Origin of the sequence: Novosphingobium sp. NPDC080210 (assembly GCF_050281025.1) — a bacterium.
GTDB lineage: Bacteria > Pseudomonadota > Alphaproteobacteria > Sphingomonadales > Sphingomonadaceae > Novosphingobium.
Map to the genome: position 1 here is coordinate 965087 of NZ_JBNNWL010000001.1, position 17216 is coordinate 982302.

14 protein-coding genes and 1 riboswitch are annotated in these 17216 nt (G+C 65.3%); of the genes, 7 read left to right on the forward strand and 7 right to left on the reverse strand.

Translation table 11 applies throughout. The features are described from left to right. Positions 1-390 precede the first annotated feature (390 nt). On the reverse strand, positions 391-1023 hold the full coding sequence (locus ACQKOE_RS04695; protein ID WP_427511750.1) for a glutathione S-transferase family protein: 633 nt from the start codon (positions 1021-1023) through the stop codon (positions 391-393). 162 nt (positions 1024-1185) lie between these two features. Between ACQKOE_RS04695 and chrA the strand changes: the two genes are divergently transcribed. Continuing rightward, a complete protein-coding gene (gene chrA, locus ACQKOE_RS04700) occupies positions 1186-2508 on the forward strand; it encodes a chromate efflux transporter (RefSeq protein ID WP_427511751.1) in 1323 nt (440 codons plus the stop codon). Between the two features lie 177 nt (positions 2509-2685). Here chrA and ACQKOE_RS04705 read toward each other — a convergent pair whose 3' ends face one another. Next, the gene (locus ACQKOE_RS04705; RefSeq protein ID WP_427511752.1) at positions 2686-3534 is read right to left on the reverse strand and encodes an alpha/beta fold hydrolase; all 849 of its coding nucleotides are present in this window, start codon (positions 3532-3534) and stop codon (positions 2686-2688) included. Positions 3535-3836: 302 nt separating this feature from the next. Here ACQKOE_RS04705 and ACQKOE_RS04710 point away from each other — a divergent pair, with 302 nt between their 5' ends. Continuing rightward, entirely contained in the window at positions 3837-5156 is a 1320-nt protein-coding gene (locus ACQKOE_RS04710) for an amidohydrolase family protein (RefSeq protein ID WP_427511753.1), read from the forward strand. 179 nt (positions 5157-5335) lie between these two features. Here the strand turns inward: ACQKOE_RS04710 and ACQKOE_RS04715 are convergent, their stop codons facing one another. Together ACQKOE_RS04715 and apaG are read right to left on the reverse strand one after the other, a co-directional pair. Next, positions 5336-6121 (reverse strand): LysR family transcriptional regulator, encoded by a 786-nt coding sequence (locus ACQKOE_RS04715; protein WP_427511754.1) that lies wholly within the window; start codon positions 6119-6121, stop codon positions 5336-5338. Between the two features lie 46 nt (positions 6122-6167). Continuing rightward, positions 6168-6566, reverse strand: a complete 399-nt coding sequence (apaG, locus tag ACQKOE_RS04720) for a Co2+/Mg2+ efflux protein ApaG (protein WP_427511755.1) — start codon at positions 6564-6566, stop codon at positions 6168-6170. A gap of 122 nt (positions 6567-6688) precedes the next feature. On the opposite strand from apaG, the gene ACQKOE_RS04725 reads away from it, so the two are divergent. The 5 genes from ACQKOE_RS04725 to ACQKOE_RS04745 all read left to right on the forward strand — a co-directional run bounded on the left by ACQKOE_RS04725 (position 6689) and on the right by ACQKOE_RS04745 (position 12356). Beyond that, positions 6689-7897 carry a cation:proton antiporter gene (locus tag ACQKOE_RS04725; protein ID WP_427511756.1) on the forward strand — a complete coding sequence of 403 codons (1209 nt, stop codon included), beginning with the start codon at positions 6689-6691 and terminating at the stop codon, positions 7895-7897. 52 nt (positions 7898-7949) lie between these two features. Then, positions 7950-8129: riboswitch (yybP-ykoY riboswitch) on the forward strand. A 12-nt stretch (positions 8130-8141) separates the two neighbouring features. Next, the gene (locus ACQKOE_RS04730) at positions 8142-8717 is read left to right on the forward strand and encodes a TMEM165/GDT1 family protein (protein WP_427511757.1); all 576 of its coding nucleotides are present in this window, start codon (positions 8142-8144) and stop codon (positions 8715-8717) included. A gap of 42 nt (positions 8718-8759) precedes the next feature. Beyond that, positions 8760-10022 (forward strand): class I SAM-dependent methyltransferase, encoded by a 1263-nt coding sequence (locus ACQKOE_RS04735; protein ID WP_427511758.1) that lies wholly within the window; start codon positions 8760-8762, stop codon positions 10020-10022. Positions 10023-10087: 65 nt separating this feature from the next. Beyond that, on the forward strand, positions 10088-11302 hold the full coding sequence (locus tag ACQKOE_RS04740) for an argininosuccinate synthase (RefSeq protein ID WP_427511759.1): 1215 nt from the start codon (positions 10088-10090) through the stop codon (positions 11300-11302). A gap of 742 nt (positions 11303-12044) precedes the next feature. After that, positions 12045-12356, forward strand: a complete 312-nt coding sequence (locus ACQKOE_RS04745) for a hypothetical protein (RefSeq protein ID WP_427511760.1) — start codon at positions 12045-12047, stop codon at positions 12354-12356. A 236-nt stretch (positions 12357-12592) separates the two neighbouring features. On the opposite strand, the gene ACQKOE_RS04750 is transcribed toward ACQKOE_RS04745, so the two are convergent. From ACQKOE_RS04750 to ilvD, 3 genes are read right to left on the reverse strand one after another with little or no spacing between them, the layout of a single operon-like run. Next, complete coding sequence (locus tag ACQKOE_RS04750) at positions 12593-13840, reverse strand: class I SAM-dependent RNA methyltransferase (RefSeq protein ID WP_427511761.1); 1248 nt, start codon at positions 13838-13840, stop codon at positions 12593-12595. A gap of 24 nt (positions 13841-13864) precedes the next feature. Next, positions 13865-15265: an NAD(P)H-hydrate dehydratase gene (locus tag ACQKOE_RS04755; protein WP_427511762.1), complete on the reverse strand. Its 1401-nt coding sequence runs from the start codon at positions 15263-15265 to the stop codon at positions 13865-13867. Between the two features lie 5 nt (positions 15266-15270). Beyond that, complete coding sequence (gene ilvD / locus ACQKOE_RS04760; RefSeq protein ID WP_374589743.1) at positions 15271-17118, reverse strand: dihydroxy-acid dehydratase; 1848 nt, start codon at positions 17116-17118, stop codon at positions 15271-15273. Between the last annotated feature and the right edge of the window lie 98 nt (positions 17119-17216).

Below are 17216 nucleotides of genomic sequence, written 5' to 3' on the forward strand. Positions count from 1 at the left end.
ATCGGCAAGGCGAAGAGAATGCGGAACCCGCGAATGCACCGCAGCGCGAGGCCTGGCCCCGCCGGTACACGTCACGAGCCGAAACGCTCCACCCGATCGAAAGGCCGGGTTACTTTGACGGGTTACCTGGCAAACCAGACGCACCGGCAATGTTCAGCTCAACCGGGGGAATCGCAAGGAGTCCCACCGGAAGCGCGCGCCATTAGGGGCAAAGGTCCGCGCGGTCAAGCAAAGGCTGGTGGTAGGGCTTTTTGTGAGGACTGGGCCCCGGCCTTCGCCGGGGTGGCGTTATAGGGGCTGGGCCCCGGCCTGCGCCGGGGTGACGTTAGCAGGCTCCCTAGCTTAACCGTCACCCCGGCGCAGGCCGGGGCCTAGTCCTGACAAACAATCCTAAAGCTTGAAGCTGGGCCGCTCCGCCAGCCGCGCGCGCCAGGTCGCGATGGCGGGGCGGCCCTCGTTGACATCGACCTTCACCCATCCGGCAAAGTCCAGCGCCACCCCGGCCGTAATGTCGGCCAGCGAGAAGCGATCGATCGCCACCCAGTCCCGGCCCTGCATATGCTGTTCAAAGCGGTCGAGGAAATGGAGCAACCGCGCCCGGCCCCGCTCGGCCAGTTCGGGGATCTGCGCATAGTTGTGCGGTCCGGGCAGCGCGCGGTCCTTCATGCCCTTGGCCGTGTTGCGCAGCACTTCGGCGATGGCCATGAAGCATTCGCCTTCCAGCTTGCTGTTCCAGCTGGCCACTTGCGCTTTTTCGAGCGGGGTCCTGCCCAGCAGGTCGGGTTCGGGCTGGACCGCTTCGGCCCAGGCGGCGATGCCGGCATTGTCGGTCAGGACCGCGCCGTCGTCGAGCACCAGCGCCGGGACCGTGCAGGCCGGATTGATCGCGCGGAATTCTTCGGAAAGCTGCTCGCCCTTCGACAAGTCGACCAGTTTCACCGCGTGCGCGATGCCCTTCTCCGCCAGGACAATGCGAGCGCGGCGCGGGCTGGGAGCCGGCGTGCAATCGTAAAATGTGGGCATGGTTTTTCTACTCTCCCCGATAGACAGCGACGCTTGCAGGCCGCGCTTTCATCTATTAGCGCACAGATACCGGGGCAAGCGCAACCCCCCGGTCAGGCCCTGCGGCCCAAGCGTTGCCTTTTCATGGAGTCCGCCCACCTGGCGGATGGAAAGGCTATTGGAATGACCGCTGGTACTACGTCGCCTCCCCCTGCCCCCACCTTTGCCGAACTGGTCCGCGTCTCTGCCCGGATCGGCTGCCTCAGCTTTGGCGGGCCGGTTGGCCAGATTGCCTTGATGCACCGCGAGTTCGTGGAAGAACTGCGCTGGATCGAGGAGGACGAATACCTTCACGCCCTGAACTTCTGCCACCTGCTGCCCGGACCAGAAGCGCAGCAACTGGCCACCTGGATCGGATGGAAACTGCACGGCGTCAAAGGCGGCCTGGTTGCCGGGCTGCTGTTCGTCCTGCCCGGCGCCTTGACCATCCTGGCCCTATCGGTCCTTTACGGTTTCGCGGCGCGGCTCGATTGGTTCGCCGCGCTGTTCCTGGGGATCAAGGCTGCGGTCCTGGCAATCATCGTCCAGGCCTTGCTGCGGATCGCCGGGCGCACGCTCAACACCGGATTGAAGCGCGCGATTGCCGCCGTCGCCTTCCTTGGTCTGGCGGCGCTGGCCCTGCCCTTCCCGCTGCTCGTGCTGGGTGCGGGCGTGATCGGAGCAATTGCCGCCGCGCTGAACCCCGCGCTGCTGGCGCTGAAGCCCATGGACAAGGCCCCGCCCACGGCTCCCCGGCCCTGGGGGCACACGATCCGTTCCGTCGTGATCGGCGCCCTGGTCTGGGCCGCGCCGATGGTGGCGGTGCTGGTGCTGCTGGGGCGGGATCACGTGCTGTGGGACATCGGCACCTTCTTTTCGAAGCTCGCCGTGGTAACCTTTGGCGGAGCCTATGCCGTGCTCGCCTATATGGCGCAGCAGGCCGTGCAGGACTTCGGCTGGCTTAGCGCGGGCGAAATGGCAGATGGGCTTGGCTTGGCGGAGACAACGCCGGGACCACTGATCATGGTCACGCAGTTCGTGGGTTATCTTGCCGCCTTCCGCGCGCCAGAGCCGTTCTCTCCCCTGCTGGCCGGAGTAATCGGCGCAAGCCTGACCACTTGGGTCACCTTTGCGCCGTGCTTCCTGTGGATCTTCGCCCTCGCCCCATGGATCGAGCGGCTGGAACACGCGCAGCGGCTAAAGGGCGCGCTGGGGGCGGTTACGGCTGCCATTGTCGGGGTGATCGGCAGCCTCGCGCTCTGGTTTGCCCTGCATGTGCTGTTCAAGGAACTGGACCGGGTCGCTTTTGGACCCGTGGCGCTTGATGTGCCGGTGCTGGCCAGCCTGGACTGGCGCGCCGCGCTGCTTGCGGTTCTGGCAGCAGTGCTGATTTTCACCGCGCGGTGGAGCGTTCTAAGGGTCTTGCCAGTCGTCGCGCTGGGCGGGCTTGCGCTGGGGACACTCTGACCGCACCACCGCTCAAGCTAAGCTTGTCGAAGCTGGTCCCGCATGGCGATCACCCTTCGACAGGCTCAGGGTGAGCGGGATTGTAAACCGCACCAAAACGCCCCGCTCAGGCTGAGCCTGTCGAAGCCGGTCCTGCACAGATACCCCTGCGACAGGGCTAAGGTGGCTAATGAGCCGCTAATTGCACGGCGGCATCACCCGCTGCAGGAAATCGATGACCGCGGCGTTGAATTCATCGTTGCGGTCCCCGGCCACCATGTGCCCCGCACCGCGAATGTCGGCGATTTCCAGATGCGGGATGCGGCGGCGCAGGTCGGCCACGCCCTCCTCGGTCACGATATCGCTTTTCATGCCACGCACCAGCAAGGTCGGAATGCGGTCGGTCCAGTCCGCCGCGTCCAGCATTTCCAGCATATGCTTTGGATCGGCGCGGGCGTCAGTCATCATCCGCTGGTCCCAGTGCCAGCGGTAGCGCCCGTCGCCATGGAGCCGCAGGTTCTTGTTGAGGCCCGACAGGTCCTTGGGCCGGGGACGTTCCGGGTAATAGGCGCTGATCGCGTCCGCCGCCTCTTCCAGGCTGGCGAAGCCGTCGGGATTCGCCGTCATGAATCCCCGGATCTTGGCCACGCCCGTCGGGGACATCTTGGGCACGATATCGACCAGGACCAGGGCCGCCGGTTCCAGCCCCATGCAGGCCGCCATCAGTGCGGTGATCCCGCCCAGCGAGGCACCGACCAGCGCCAGCGGTTCAGAGCCCTGGGCCGCAACGGCCATCAGGTCCTGCGCGCGGGTGGTCACGGCATAGTCGCCATCGGGCGACCAGTCGCTATCCCCGTGCCCGCGCAGGTCATAATTGATGGCGAAGTATCCGGCATCGGCCAGCTGATGCTCCGCCTTGTCCCACGAATGCCGCGTCTGCCCCCCGCCGTGCCCCAAAACCACGGTCGGAGCCCCCCGCCGCCCCGCGACATCGGCTGCAATCTCTACGCCGGGCGCAACGGGGATGCGGATCGTTTCTGTGTGCATGGCCAGAGTTGACCTTCGCCCGGGCCGCAGGTCAAGCAGGAATTTAACCGGACGGTTAATTGGCGAAGGAGGGTTTGGTTCTGATCCACACCCTTCGACAGGCTCAGGGTGAGCGGGTGTAAAGTTTCCATCAAAATGACCCCGCTCAGGCTGAGCTTGTCGAAGCCGGGTTGCCTGAAATGATTTCACGTCAAGGCGCGAAAAAAAAGAAGGCGCGCCACTGGCCTGAAGCAGCAATTGCGTGCGGCCCTGCTGCTCGCTAGGCTTGCGGCATAATTGCAAATTCCAGGGGATTTCACGCCATGAAGACCACTACCCTCGCGCTTGCCCTGCTTGCCACCAGCGCGGGCATCGTCGGCGTTGCCGTCAACGCCGAAGTTCCGGCGGAAGCTGCCAGCACGCAGGTATGGATTCACGCCGGACGGGTCATCGCGGTCCCCGGCCAGGCACCGCGCGGCGCAACGACCATCGTGGTGCAGGACGGACGCATCGCCGCCCTTCACGACGGCTTCCTGCCCGCCCCTGCTGGCGCACGGGTGATCGACTTGAAGGGCCGCACTGTCCTGCCGGGGCTGGTGGACAGCCACACCCATCTTTCGTCCGACCGGGCAGGGAACGAATCCCTTGCCGCCGCCATGACCGACAGCTTGCCGCTCAATTCCTATGAAACCCAGTGGAACGGGATGAAGACCCTGCGCGCGGGCTTTACCACGGTGCGCAACCTGGGCGACGAAAAGGGCAAGGTCCTGGCTTACAAGGAAGCGATCCGGCGCGGCTGGGTGCAAGGGCCGCGCATCCTGGACGCGGGCGAATCGATTTCCACGACCGGCGGCCACATGGACAGCCGCATCGGCATTGCTGACGATCTGCACCCCGCAATCGCGACCGAGAACCTCTGCGACGGAGCCGATGACTGCCGCCGCGCCGTACGCCGCCAGGTGGGCCGTGGGGCGGACGTGATCAAGTTCGCCACGACCGGCGGGGTCAATTCCGGCACCGGCCTTGCCACCCGCATGTTCGAGGACGAGGCCCGCGCGCTGATCGACACGGCCCATGCCTATGGCCGCAAGGTCGCGGTCCATGCCCACGGGCTGGAAGGGGTCAAGCTGGCCGTCCGGCTCGGCGCGGACTCGATCGAACACGGCACCATGATCGACGAGGAAACGGCGAAGCTGATGGCCAGGAACGGCACGTTCTACGTCCCGACGCTCAGCACGGTAAACGGCTATCTGGAACGGCTGGCCGCCAATCCCAACGCCTATCCCCCGGCGATCAAGGCGCAGATCGACTGGCGCATCGGCATTACCGGCAAGTCGCTGAAGATCGCCTATCCGTTGGGCGTGCGGATTGCCTATGGCACCGATGCCGGCGTGTCCAAGCATGGCCGCAATGCCGATGAATTCGAACTGCTGGTCAAATTCGGCATGCCCGCCGCCGAAGCGATCAAGGCCGCCACGGTGAACGCCGCAGCGCTGCTGGGCCTCGAAAAGGAAATCGGCACGCTGGAAGTCGGCAAGAGCGCGGACATCATCGCAGTCGACGGCGACCCGTTGGCCGACGTGGGCGCGCTGAAGGCCATGAAATTCGTCATGGCCCGGGGCGAGGTGATCCGCTTCGATTGAGCGAGGAAAAGCCGCCCGCTTTGGCTGGGCTTCTTTAAGCGGTGTGCGCAAAGAGCCCTTCGACAGGCTCAGGGCGAGCGGTTTTGAGACCACCAGTTTCCGCTCAGGCTGAGCGCTTTTGGAACCACAAGTTTCCGCTCAGGCTGAGCCTGTCGAAGCCGGGTTGGTTAAACCGCCTGCTAAGCCGTCAGAAAGGCCACCAGCGCCTTGACCTTCTTTTGCCGCCACTGCGGCAGCGGGGCGACCAGCCAATAGCCATGGCGGCTAGGGGCCGGTTCGCCCACCGCCGCGATCCGCCCGTTTTCCAGCCAGCTTTGCGCCAGCAGGGTCGGCACGCGGGCCTTGCCCATTCCCGCAGCGGCGGCGGCAATCGCCTGGCCCGCGTCGCCCACGGATAGCGGCCGGCTTTCGCAATCGTCGCCTTCCGGAGTCGGGTCACCCGGCCAGGCAATCCAGCAGCCATCGCCCACGGTGACACGGCCCGGTTCGCCCAGCGGCAGGCCTTCCAGTTCACCGGGGCCTTCCGCCCAGCGCACGGCCAGGTCCAGGTTCGCCTCGGTAAAGTCGGCATCCTCGTTTGCCACCAGGCTGAAACGCACTTCCGGATTGGCCTTGCGAAATTCGGCAAGGCGCGGCGCGAGCCAGGCGGCAAAGAACTCACGCGGCGCGGCGATGGTGTAGACGTGGCTGGACTGGCCCGCCTGCATCGCCCGCACGGCATCCTCGAAATGGAGGAAGCCGGTTCGCAGTGCTTCCAGCCCGGCGATTGCCTCGTCCGTCAGTTCCAGCCCCTTGGGCGTTCGCCGGAACAGGACGACGCCGAGCACGTCTTCCAGCGCCCGAATCTGCTGCCCGACCGCAGCCGGAGTAACCGCCAGCTCATCGGCAGCGCGGGTGAACGACAGGTGCCGGGCAGCCGCGTCGAACACGCGCAGGGCGTTCAGGGGCAGATGCGTGCGCTTCATGCTGGCCTCCCTATGGCCGGAGCGCGCGTTGGGCAAGCGTGGCGATTCACCCCGCCGTGGCGGGCGCGGCCAGCGGGAAGAAGGGAATCTTCACTTCAAACTTTTCGCCGGACTGGCGCACGAAGGTATAGTGCCCCTCCATCGATCCCGTCGAAGTCGTCAGCGGGCAACCCGAAACATAGTCATGGCTTTGCCCCGGAGCGAGGACCGGCTGCTCGCCGACAACCCCTTCGCCATCCACGAAATTCACCATGCCGCGGCCGTCCGTAATCCGCCAGTGCCGGGTGACCAGCTGGACCGTCTGGTCGGACCCGTTCTCGATCCGGATGTGATAGACCCAGAACCACTTGCCCACTTCGATCCGCGATTGTTCCGGCAGGAAGTTCACGGCGACGCGCACCGTGATCCCGTCCGTAATGGCCGTGTGCTGGAATAGCTCTTTCATGAATGAGAAGGTAGTAATTCGGCACCTTTCCCGCAACGGTGGTCGTTAAATTGATGTCTACCCCTTGGGGAATAGGAATGCAGGACCGTTGCAGCACCGCGCAGCCGTGATAGCACCCACGCATGGCCCAGACGCTTCCTGTGACCGAGCTGTTCCTGCTCGCCCTGATCATCATCTTCGCCCTGCCCTATGCATTCTGGCGACTGCTGCGCACAGACTATTGGGCGCCGCTGGTAGTGGTGCAGATCATTGCGGGGATCGTGCTCGGCCCAGGCGTGCTGGGGGCGGTGTTTCCGGCCTATTACCAGACCGTCTTCACCCCGCAGGTGATCGGCGCGCTGAACGGCATTGCCTGGTGGGCGGTCATGCTGTTCGTCTTCGTCGCCGGGCTTGAGCTTGATTTGAAAGAGGCGTGGAAGTTCCGGCGCGAGACCGGGCTGACCGCAGGCCTTGCGCTCGGCGTTCCGCTCGTGCTCGGGGCCGGGACTGCCGTGCTGCTGCTGGAATTGAGCGACCCGGCGAACTGGATCGGCGCAAAGGGGCAAACCTGGCAATTCATTGCCGGAATCGGGATGGCCTGTGCGGTGACGGCCCTGCCCATCCTGATCCTGCTGATGCAGAAACTGGAAATCCTGCGCACGCCCTTTGGCCAGCGCATCCTGCGCTATGCCAGCCTGGACGACATCATGATCTGGGGCGTGCTGGCCCTGATCCTGCTCGATTGGGAGCGGGTTGGGCGCCAGGCCGCCTATCTCGCCGGATTTGCCGTGGCTGTCGTGCTGGTGCGCAAGTTCATCGCCGCCATCCCGCAGCGCGATCGCTGGGCGGTCGGCCTGGTCTGGCTGGCAGCCAATGGCTACCTCGCCGACTGGTCGGGCCTGCACTATATGGTCGGGGCCTTCCTGGCCGGTGCAGCGCTGGATGCAAAGTGGTTCGGGATCGAGAATATCGACCGCTTCCGCGATACCGTGCTGATGGCCTTCATGCCGGTGTTCTTCCTTTCCACCGGCCTGCGCACCAGTTGGGACATGGGCGGAGCGATAGCCTTTGCGGCGGCAGCGCTGCTGCTCTTCGCCATGGTCGTCGGCAAGCTGGCGGGGGTCGCACTGGCCGGACGGATGCTCGGCTGGCCCAAGGGACAGGCCTGGATCATCGGCTGGCTGCTTCAGACCAAGGCGCTGATCATGATCATCTTCGTCAACGTCCTGTTCGACAAGCAGATCATCACCAGTTCCGCCTTCACCGCGCTGCTGCTGGCCGCAGTGGGCAGCACCATGCTGACCATTCCGGTGGTCAGTCCCGCGCTGAAGCGGCAAGAGGCTGAGGATTAGGCTGAAAGCCTGCGCACCTCCCTTGCCATTCCCGCCCGCTGCGTCTAACCGCACCCTTGTCATCTGGGGAGTAGCCAGCCGCACCCTGCGGCCCCGCAGCGTCAACATACTTGGCCGAGAGGTCATGGCGCGCGGAGGACGGAACACCACCGTCCGGGCGAGACCAATGGCATTGCCCCTTCACCTGGCCGGGTGGAAGGCGCGATGCTGTTGTCTTGCCTGCACCCGGCCTGGAGTTCGTTTCATGGAAGCCTTCCTTTCCTCCACCGCGGTCGTGGCCCTGGCCGAGATCGGCGACAAGACCATGCTGCTGGCGATTGTCCTGGCCGCGCGGCTGCGCGCACCCTGGGCGATCCTGGCCGGCATCTTCGTCGCCACCATCGCCAATCACGCCCTGGCGGCCCTTGTGGGAAGCCAGGTTGCCGGACTGCTCCAGGCCGACTGGTTCCGCATCGCCGTTGCGCTGGGCTTCGTGGCCATGGCCGCCTGGACCCTGGTTCCGGACAAGCTGGACGATGACGAGGACACCGTCCGCACCGCCGGAGGAGCTTTCCTGACCACGCTGGTCAGCTTCTTCATCGTGGAAATGGGCGACAAGACCCAGGTCGCGACAATTGCCCTCGCCGCACATTATCACGCGGTAATTGCCGTGGCGGCTGGCACCACCCTGGGCATGATGCTGGCCAATGGTCCGGCAGTATTCCTGGGCGAAGCCATTGAAAAGCGGGTATCCATGAAGCTCACCCGCACTCTGGCGGCACTGCTGTTCCTGGTCCTGGGACTTTGGCAACTGGCCGACATCTTCGGCTGGACTAGCTAATTTTACTTGCCACAGGCGGCGGGAGGCATAGTCTCCCCCGCCATGTGGCTGCTCGACAAGATGCTCCGCGCGCTGATCCGGCAGGGTCAGCTTCGGGTCCTCGATCATGACGGGACCGAACATCGCTATGGCGATCCGTCGGCCGATCCCGTGACGATCCGCTTTACCGACAAGGGCGCGGCGCTGCATGTCGCCAGGGATCCAGCCGTGGGCGCAGGCGAGGCCTACATGGATGGCCGCCTGGTGGTGGAGCCGCCCCATGACATCCGCGACATGGTGCTGCTGGTGATGATGAACGCCAACCGCCACGGCGGCGTGCGCGCACCCAATCCGCTCAAGCGCCGGATCGACTGGCTTTTTGCCAAGGCAGACCAGATCAACCTGCGGCCCAAGGCCCGCAGGAACGTCACCCACCACTATGACCTGACCCGCGAATTCTATGAGCTGTTCCTGGACGAGGACCGGCAATACACCATGGCCTATTTCAAGGACCCGGCCAATTCGCTGGAGCGGGCGCAAGTTGACAAGAAGGCCCTGATCGCGGCCAAGCTGCGCCTGGAGCCGGGAATGCGGCTGCTGGACATCGGCTGCGGCTGGGGCGGCCTGGGGCTATATCTCAACCGCCATTTCGGGGTCGAAGTGTTGGGCGTATCCCTGGCGCCGGACCAGGTCCGCTTTGCCAATGAACGGGCCGAGGCAGCCGGCGTGGCGGGCAAGGTCAAGTTCCAGCTGATGGACTACCGCGACGTCACCGGCCCCTTCGACCGGATCACCAGCGTCGGCATGATCGAACACGTCGGCGCGCCGCATCTGCCGGAATACTTCGCCAAGACGCATGACCTGCTGGGTCCCGACGGAATCATGCTGACTCACACCATCGGCCGAACCACCGGCCCCGGCACGACCGACAAGTGGACGCGCAAGTACATTTTCCCCGGCGGCTATATCCCGGCGATGAGCGAGCTCGTCTCCGCCTGCGAAAAGACCGGGTGGGAAGTGGCCGACATCGAAGTGCTGCGCTATCACTACGCCTACACGCTGGCGGAATGGTATCGCCGCACCTGCCTGCACGAGGCCGAGATTACCGCGCTCTACGATGCGCGCCTGTTCCGCATGTGGCAGTTCTACCTGGCCGGGGCGGAACAGAGCTTTCGTCATGGCAAGATGGTCAATTTCCATATCCAGAGCGTGAAGCGGCGCAGTGCCGTGCCAATGACCCGCGATTACATGAGCGCCGAAGCCGCCCGCCTTTCGGCCCTGGACCAGGCCCCCGAATGGCATCTAGAGCGCAAAGCCGCCGAGTAGCGGTTGCGCCCCCGCCCCCTGCCTGCTAGCCGCGCCCCGCACCATTTCTGCGGAGTCGGTAAGCCATGTCGGATATCAAGAAAGTCGTCCTCGCCTATTCGGGTGGACTCGATACCTCGGTGATCCTGAAGTGGCTGCAAGTCACCTATGGCTGCGAAGTGGTGACTTTCACCGCCGACCTGGGCCAGGGCGAGGAACTGGAACCGGCGCGGGCCAAGGCCAAGCTGATGGGCCTGCCGGACGAAAACATCTATATCGACGACCTGCGCGAGGAGTTCGTGCGCGATTTCGTCTTCCCGATGATGCGCGCCAATGCCCGCTATGAAGGCGACTATCTGCTCGGCACCTCGATCGCTCGCCCGCTGATTTCCAAGCGCCTGATCGAAATCGCCCATGAAACCGGCGCCGATGCCGTGGCCCATGGCGCTACCGGCAAGGGCAACGACCAGGTCCGCTTTGAACTGTCGGCCTATGCGCTCGATCCCAATATCAAGGTGATCGCCCCTTGGCGCGAATGGGATTTGACCAGCCGCACCGCGCTGATCGACTGGGCCGAAAAGCACCAGATCCCGGTGCCCAAGGACAAGCGCGGCGAAAGCCCCTTCTCCACCGACGCGAACCTTCTGCACACCTCGTCCGAAGGCAAGGTGCTGGAAGATCCGTGGGAAGAAACCCCGGACTATGTCTATTCGCGCACCGACAATCCGGAAAACGCGCCCGACCAGCCGGAATATATCACCGTCGACTTTGAACGCGGCGACGGCGTTGCGCTGAACGGCGTGGCGATGAGCCCGGCCACCCTGCTGGCCGCGCTGAACGACCTGGGCCGCAAGCACGGCATTGGCCGCCTCGACCTGGTCGAGAACCGCTTCGTCGGCATGAAGAGCCGCGGCATGTACGAAACCCCCGGCGGCGAAATCTACGCCCGCGCGCACCGCGGGATCGAGCAGATCACGCTGGATCGCGGCGCAGCCCATCTGAAGGATGAGCTGATGCCAAAGTATGCGGAACTGATCTACAACGGCTTCTGGTTCGCGCCGGAACGCGAAATGCTTCAGGCGGCCATCGACCTCAGCCAGGAAAAGGTGTCCGGCACGGTTCGGCTCAAGCTCTACAAGGGCAATGCCAGCGTGGTTGGCCGCAAGAGCCCCAACTCGCTCTATTCCGAACGCCACGTGACGTTTGAGGATGACGCGGGGGCCTATGACCAGAAGGACGCGGCAGGCTTCATCAAGCTGAATGCGCTCCGGTTGCGCTTGCTGGCGCAGCGCGATCGCTAAGGAAAACCGCGCCCTTTGATGGGTGCTCGTGATTCTGTCCACTGCCAAGGCCGACTTATCCACCGCCAAAACGGCGCTCTGTGGATAAGTCGGCCTTTTGCTGCTTGCGCGACTCAGGTTCCAGGCGCAGCTTCAAGTCATCGAGACGGTGAGACCGGACTGGAAGTGAAGGCGGGAAACTGCTGAAACGGAAAGAAAAGTCTGAACGTCAAGATCTGGCAGCGACGCCGCAGCAGTGTCGGAAAACACGCCTCAGGATGACTCCAGCCTAAGGTTGGGGCCTGAATCTGGCGAACCGCAGATGCAGCGAACGACGCGCGGTCAGCAGGCTGCTTCACAGCAGCCGCGAAGGGCAGATGGAAAGCGGCGCTTCACGCGTTGCAGACGGAAAGCCTGATAGCGGCAAAGCGAAGTTGCAGTCACGGAACCGCCAGGCGGTTGGCACAGGTCTTCGGACCAAACCAACTGCCTGACGGAACCGGACGCCGGCAGCGGTGCCGGGTGATGAATGCCGGTTCCTTCGGGAACGACCAGACGGCTGATTAGCCAGAGCGAGAGCCGCAAGGTTCCAGCAAAGGCCAGTCAGCCAGGCGGTAAAGGCAATCGCCCAAGTCGCCCGAAACCAAGGCAGGCGAGCGTGGGGCTGGTGGAAACACCGGCCCCATTTGCGTTTTACTCTAACGGAACCGCAATCCGGCTTGATCCGTTTCCTCCATCGGTTCGCCCCAATGGAGTTTCTGCCATGATCGTGGTTCTGGCCATTTCAGCGCTGCTGTTCCTGGGCACAGTAGGCTACCTGATCAAGAACGCCGCCGGTATCGCCGAACTGTTTGCCAAGCGCCCGGTCGAGGCAGAGCCGGGCGACCTGATCGACGGCCCGGTCCACGCCAAGCGCGCCTCCCGCGCGGCTATTGTCACGGCACTTGCGCTCCATGTCCTCGGTTTGATCGGGCTGGTCGGCTCCGCCGCCGTGATGACCGGGATGATGGCAGAGGACCACCCGGATGGTCTGCCCGCCGACATGAATCCGATTGCGCAGGAAGGGAATGGATAGGGTAAGCGCACCCGCCCCCTATGACTCAATTGGCCTGCGGCGTCCTCTCTCAACCGTTCGTGGTGAGGAGGTGCTGAAGCCAAAGGCTGAAGCGCCGTCTCGAACCACGGCCTTGCACGCTGTCCTTCGAGATAGCCCCTCAGCCTGCGGCTTCGGCGCTTCCTCAGGACGAACGGTTTAAGGGGCCAGACCCAGCACCCTCGTCATTGCGAGCGACGCAATAACGGCTCAGAGCACTAGTCCTCCCGCACGAACAGGCTGGCCAGTTCCACATGCGTCGACCAGCGGAACTGGCCGACCGGGCGCAGTTCCTTCAACTCAAACCCCGCTTCGACCAGCAAGGCCGCGTCGCGGGCCCAGCTGGATGGGTTGCAACTGATATAGACCACCCGCGCCACGGTGCTTTCGGCGATCCGCTCCACCTGTTCGCGCGCGCCAGCGCGGGGCGGGTCGAGAAGGACGGCGGCGAAGCGGTTCAGTTCCTCGGCCAGCAAGGGGTTGCGGAACAAGTCGCGGTGCAGCGCGTGGACCGGGCGGCCCTTGATGCCCGCCGCCGCCTTGCAGGCTAGGTGGGCATCGCGCGCGGCTTCTGCCGCCAGCACCTTGGTCCCCGGCCCGGCCAGCGCGAAAGCAAAGGTGCCCAGGCCGGAAAAGAGGTCCGCCACGGTGGCGCAGTCACCCAGCCATTCGCGCGCCGCTGCCACCAGCGCCGCCTCGCCATCCTCGGTCGCTTGCAGGAAGCTGCCGGGAGGGAACGGCACGGCCACGCCGGACAGGGTGATGGTCACCGGCTCCGGCTCCCACACTGTATCCGGGCCATAGCCCGCATCAAGGGTCAACCGCGCCAGGGCATTCTGCCGCGAGAAGTCGAGCATGGCCTCGGTCAGGGCCAGCCCTTCGGCGCTGAGCCCCTTGATGCCCAGATCCACGCCCTGGTCGGTCAGGGTCAGTTCGATGTCGGCGGCCATGCGGGCATGGGCGTGCTTGCCCTTCTTCCCCTTGCCCTGCCCCTGCCCTTGACCGAGCGTGATGAGCAGCTTGCGCAGCGGGCCGATCACAGCGACCAGTTCCGGGCGCAGGACCGGACATTCCGCCAGTTCCACCAACCGGTGCGAGGCGGCTTCACGGAACCCGATCACCACCCGCCCTTGCGAACTTTCCGCCCGTAGCGAGGCGCGGCGGCGGCTTCCCGGCGGGGAGAGATGGGGCGGCGCGATATGCTGCGCGCCCAGCTCATGCGCGCTGGAGGCATTGCTGACCCGCGCCTCGACGAACTGGGCGAGGCTTTCCTCGTCCAGTTGCTGCAACTGGCACCCGCCGCAGCGGCCAAAGTGGCGGCAGGGTGGGGTCACGTGGTGCGGCCCCGGCTCAATCGTGCCATCTTCCAGCAGCAGGTCTCCTGGCGCGGCGCCCCAGGCGAAGCGGCCAGAGGCTGTCACGCCGTCGCCCTTGGCAGCGATGCGGATGATCGGTTCTTTTTCCATGGGGCTCATTTCAAGCAGGCAATTTCACAGGCAGGCGGCGTAGGCGCTCCGCACCTGATCGGCAAGCTGGCCCGCGCCGAATACCGCCCCGGCCTGCCGCGCGGCCTCGCCATGGAGCCACAGCCCCTGGCAGGCCGCAGCAAAAGCCTCTTCGCCGCAGGCCAGACGGCTGGCCACGGTTCCGGCCAGAACATCGCCCGTTCCCGCCGTAGACAGCCAGCTGGAGCTGCGCCGGGCATAGGCGAGCCGTCCATCCGGCGCCGCGATCACGCTGTCCGGCCCCTTGGCCACGACCACCGCCTTGGCTGCTCGGGCCAGTGCCAAGGCCCGCTCCGCCTTGCCACCCGAACCATCAAGGTCAAAGGCGCGTTCCAGCGCGAACAGTTCGCCATCGTGCGGCGTCAGGATCAGGGGCGCGCCATGCTCGGCCAGCAAGCGCGGCCCCAGCAGGACCAGCGCGTCGGCATCCAGAACCGCAGGGCGCTGTTCGGACAGGGCCACGGCGAGCCGCTCCAGCGCCTCTCCGCTGCGACCAAGGCCAGGCCCGATCAGCAGGGCGTTGATCCGGTGGTCACCCAGCGCTTCGGCCAGGGGAGCAGTCTCGATCACGATATCGGCGCGGACCTTGGTGCGCTGGGGCGCGAACAGCTTGACATATCCGGCCCCCGCCCCCTGCGCCGCCTTGGCCGCCAAAATGCTAGCCCCGGGCATTGCGCCCGCGACGACGGCCAGCAGGCCGCGCGTGTATTTGTGCGCATCGATAGCCGGGGCGGAAAGCCGGGGCTGCGTGACCAGCCGCGCGGAGCCGGGAACAGCCTGCACCCCGATGGGAACCAGCCGCACCTCGCCCAGCAAGGCCGCAGCGGGCATCAGGAAATGCGCGGGCTTCCAGGCACCCAGCACCAGGGTCAGGTCGAAGGAAGGCAGGCCGGGACCAAGCGGCTGGCCCAGATCGCTTTCGATCCCGCTCGGCAGGTCAATCGCCACGCGCTTGTGGTGGCTGGCGGCAAGCCGATTGAGCAGAGCAAGGTGATCGCCGCCCAGCGCACGGGTCAGGCCGGTGCCGAACAGGCAATCGACCAGGACTTCGCCCTGCCGCTCCGCCGCCGCGTCCAGCACCGGACCGGCATAGCGCGAACGGGCTTCGCACGCCGCATCGGTTGCCGGTTCCGCCGCCGTGACCACGGCAACATCGGTGCCGCGCTGGCGCAGGGTCTCGGCAATGACCCAGCCATCGCCGCCATTGTTGCCGGGGCCGGTCAGCACGGTCACGCTGCGCCCGCCGGACAGGCGCCAGATCCATTCCGCCGCGCCCTGCCCGGCGCGCTGCATCAGTTCGCTGACGCTGGTTCCGCCCGCGATCAGCGCCTGTTCCGCAGCGCGCATCTGCGCGGCGGTGAGGACCTGATCGCTGGTGGCCAGCATGGCGCTTACTTGCGGGTGATCTGCGACACGTCGCGCACCGCACCGCGCGCGGCGCTGGTCGTCATCGCGGCATAGGCCTGCAGTGCGGGGCTGACCGCGCGCTTGCGCGGCTGGGCGGGCTGCCAGCCCTTTTCTTCCTGCACCGCGCGGCGACGTGCCAGCTCGGCATCGCTGACTGCCAGGTTGATCGTGCGACCCGGAATGTCGATTTCGATCACGTCGCCGGTTTCGACCAGGCCAATCGCGCCGCCCTCTGCCGCTTCAGGCGAGGCATGGCCGATGGACAGGCCCGAAGTGCCGCCCGAAAAGCGCCCGTCGGTCAGCAGCGCGCAGGCCGCGCCCAGGCCCTTCGACTTGAGGTAGCTGGTGGGATAGAGCATTTCCTGCATGCCCGGCCCGCCCTTCGGCCCTTCGTAACGGATCACGACCACGTCGCCCGCCACGACCTGACCGGTCAGGATCGCCGTGACTGCCGCGTCCTGGCTTTCGTAAACCTTGGCCGGGCCGGTGAACTTCAGGATGCTTTCGTCCACCCCGGCAGTCTTCACGATGCAGCCTTCCAGCGCGATATTGCCATAGAGCACGGCAAGCCCGCCATCCTGGCTGAAGGCGTGTTCCTTGGACCGGATCACACCCTTTTCGCGGTCAAGATCCAGTTCCTTCCAGCGGCGGTCCTGGCTGAAGGCGGTCTGGGTCGGCACGCCGCCCGGTGCCGCGCGGTAGAAGGTCTGCACTGCCTCGCTGTTGGTCCGCTTGATGTCCCACTGGTTGAGCGCATCGCCCAGGGTGCGGCTGTGGACGGTGGGTAGATCGGTGTGGAGCAGCCCTGCCCGGTCGAGCTCGCCCAGGATCGCCATGATCCCGCCGGCGCGGTGGACGTCTTCCATGTGCACGTCGGACTTGGCCGGGGCGACCTTGGACAGGCACGGCACCTTGCGGCTCAGCCGGTCGATGTCCTGCATGGTAAAGGGCACTTCGGCTTCATGCGCAGCGGCCAGCAAGTGCAGGACCGTATTGGTCGATCCGCCCATGGCAATGTCCAGGCAGACCGCGTTTTCGAACGCTTCGAAGCTGCCAATGGAGCGCGGCAGGACGCTGGCATCGTCCTGCTCATAATAACGGCGGCACAGCTCCACGGCGAGGCGCCCTGCCTGCAGGAACAGCTCCTTGCGGTCAGCATGGGTCGCCAGGACCGAGCCGTTGCCGGGCAGCGAGAGGCCCAGGGCTTCGGTCAGGCAGTTCATCGAATTGGCAGTGAACATGCCGGAACACGAACCGCAGGTCGGGCAGGCCGACCGTTCGATCGCCTGGACTTCCTCGTCCGAATAGCTGTCATCGGCGGCGGCGACCATGGCGTCGACCAGGTCCAGCGCCACTTCCTTGCCGCGCAGCACCACCTTGCCCGCTTCCATCGGCCCGCCGGAGACGAATACCACCGGAATGTTGATCCGCATCGCCGCCATCAGCATTCCCGGCGTGATCTTGTCACAGTTGGAAATGCAGACCATCGCGTCGGCGCAGTGGGCGTTGACCATGTATTCGACGCTGTCGGCGATCAGGTCGCGGCTGGGGAGCGAATAGAGCATCCCGTCATGACCCATGGCAATGCCATCGTCCACCGCGATGGTGTTGAATTCCTTGGCGACGCCGCCCGCTGCTTCAATCTCGCGCGCGACCATCTGGCCCAGGTCCTTCAGGTGGACGTGGCCGGGCACGAACTGGGTAAAGCTGTTCACCACGGCGATGATCGGCTTGCCGAAATCGCTGTCCTTCATGCCCGTTGCGCGCCACAAACCGCGCGCGCCAGCCATGTTGCGGCCGTGGGTGGAAGTGCGGGAACGATAGGCAGGCATGACGGACTCCGAACTGTTGCACCGCACCCATGCGCGGCGTCCTTGCCCCTAGCCGAGCCAGGGGCAAGCGTCGAAGGTTTCAGTTGAGACTAGTACCC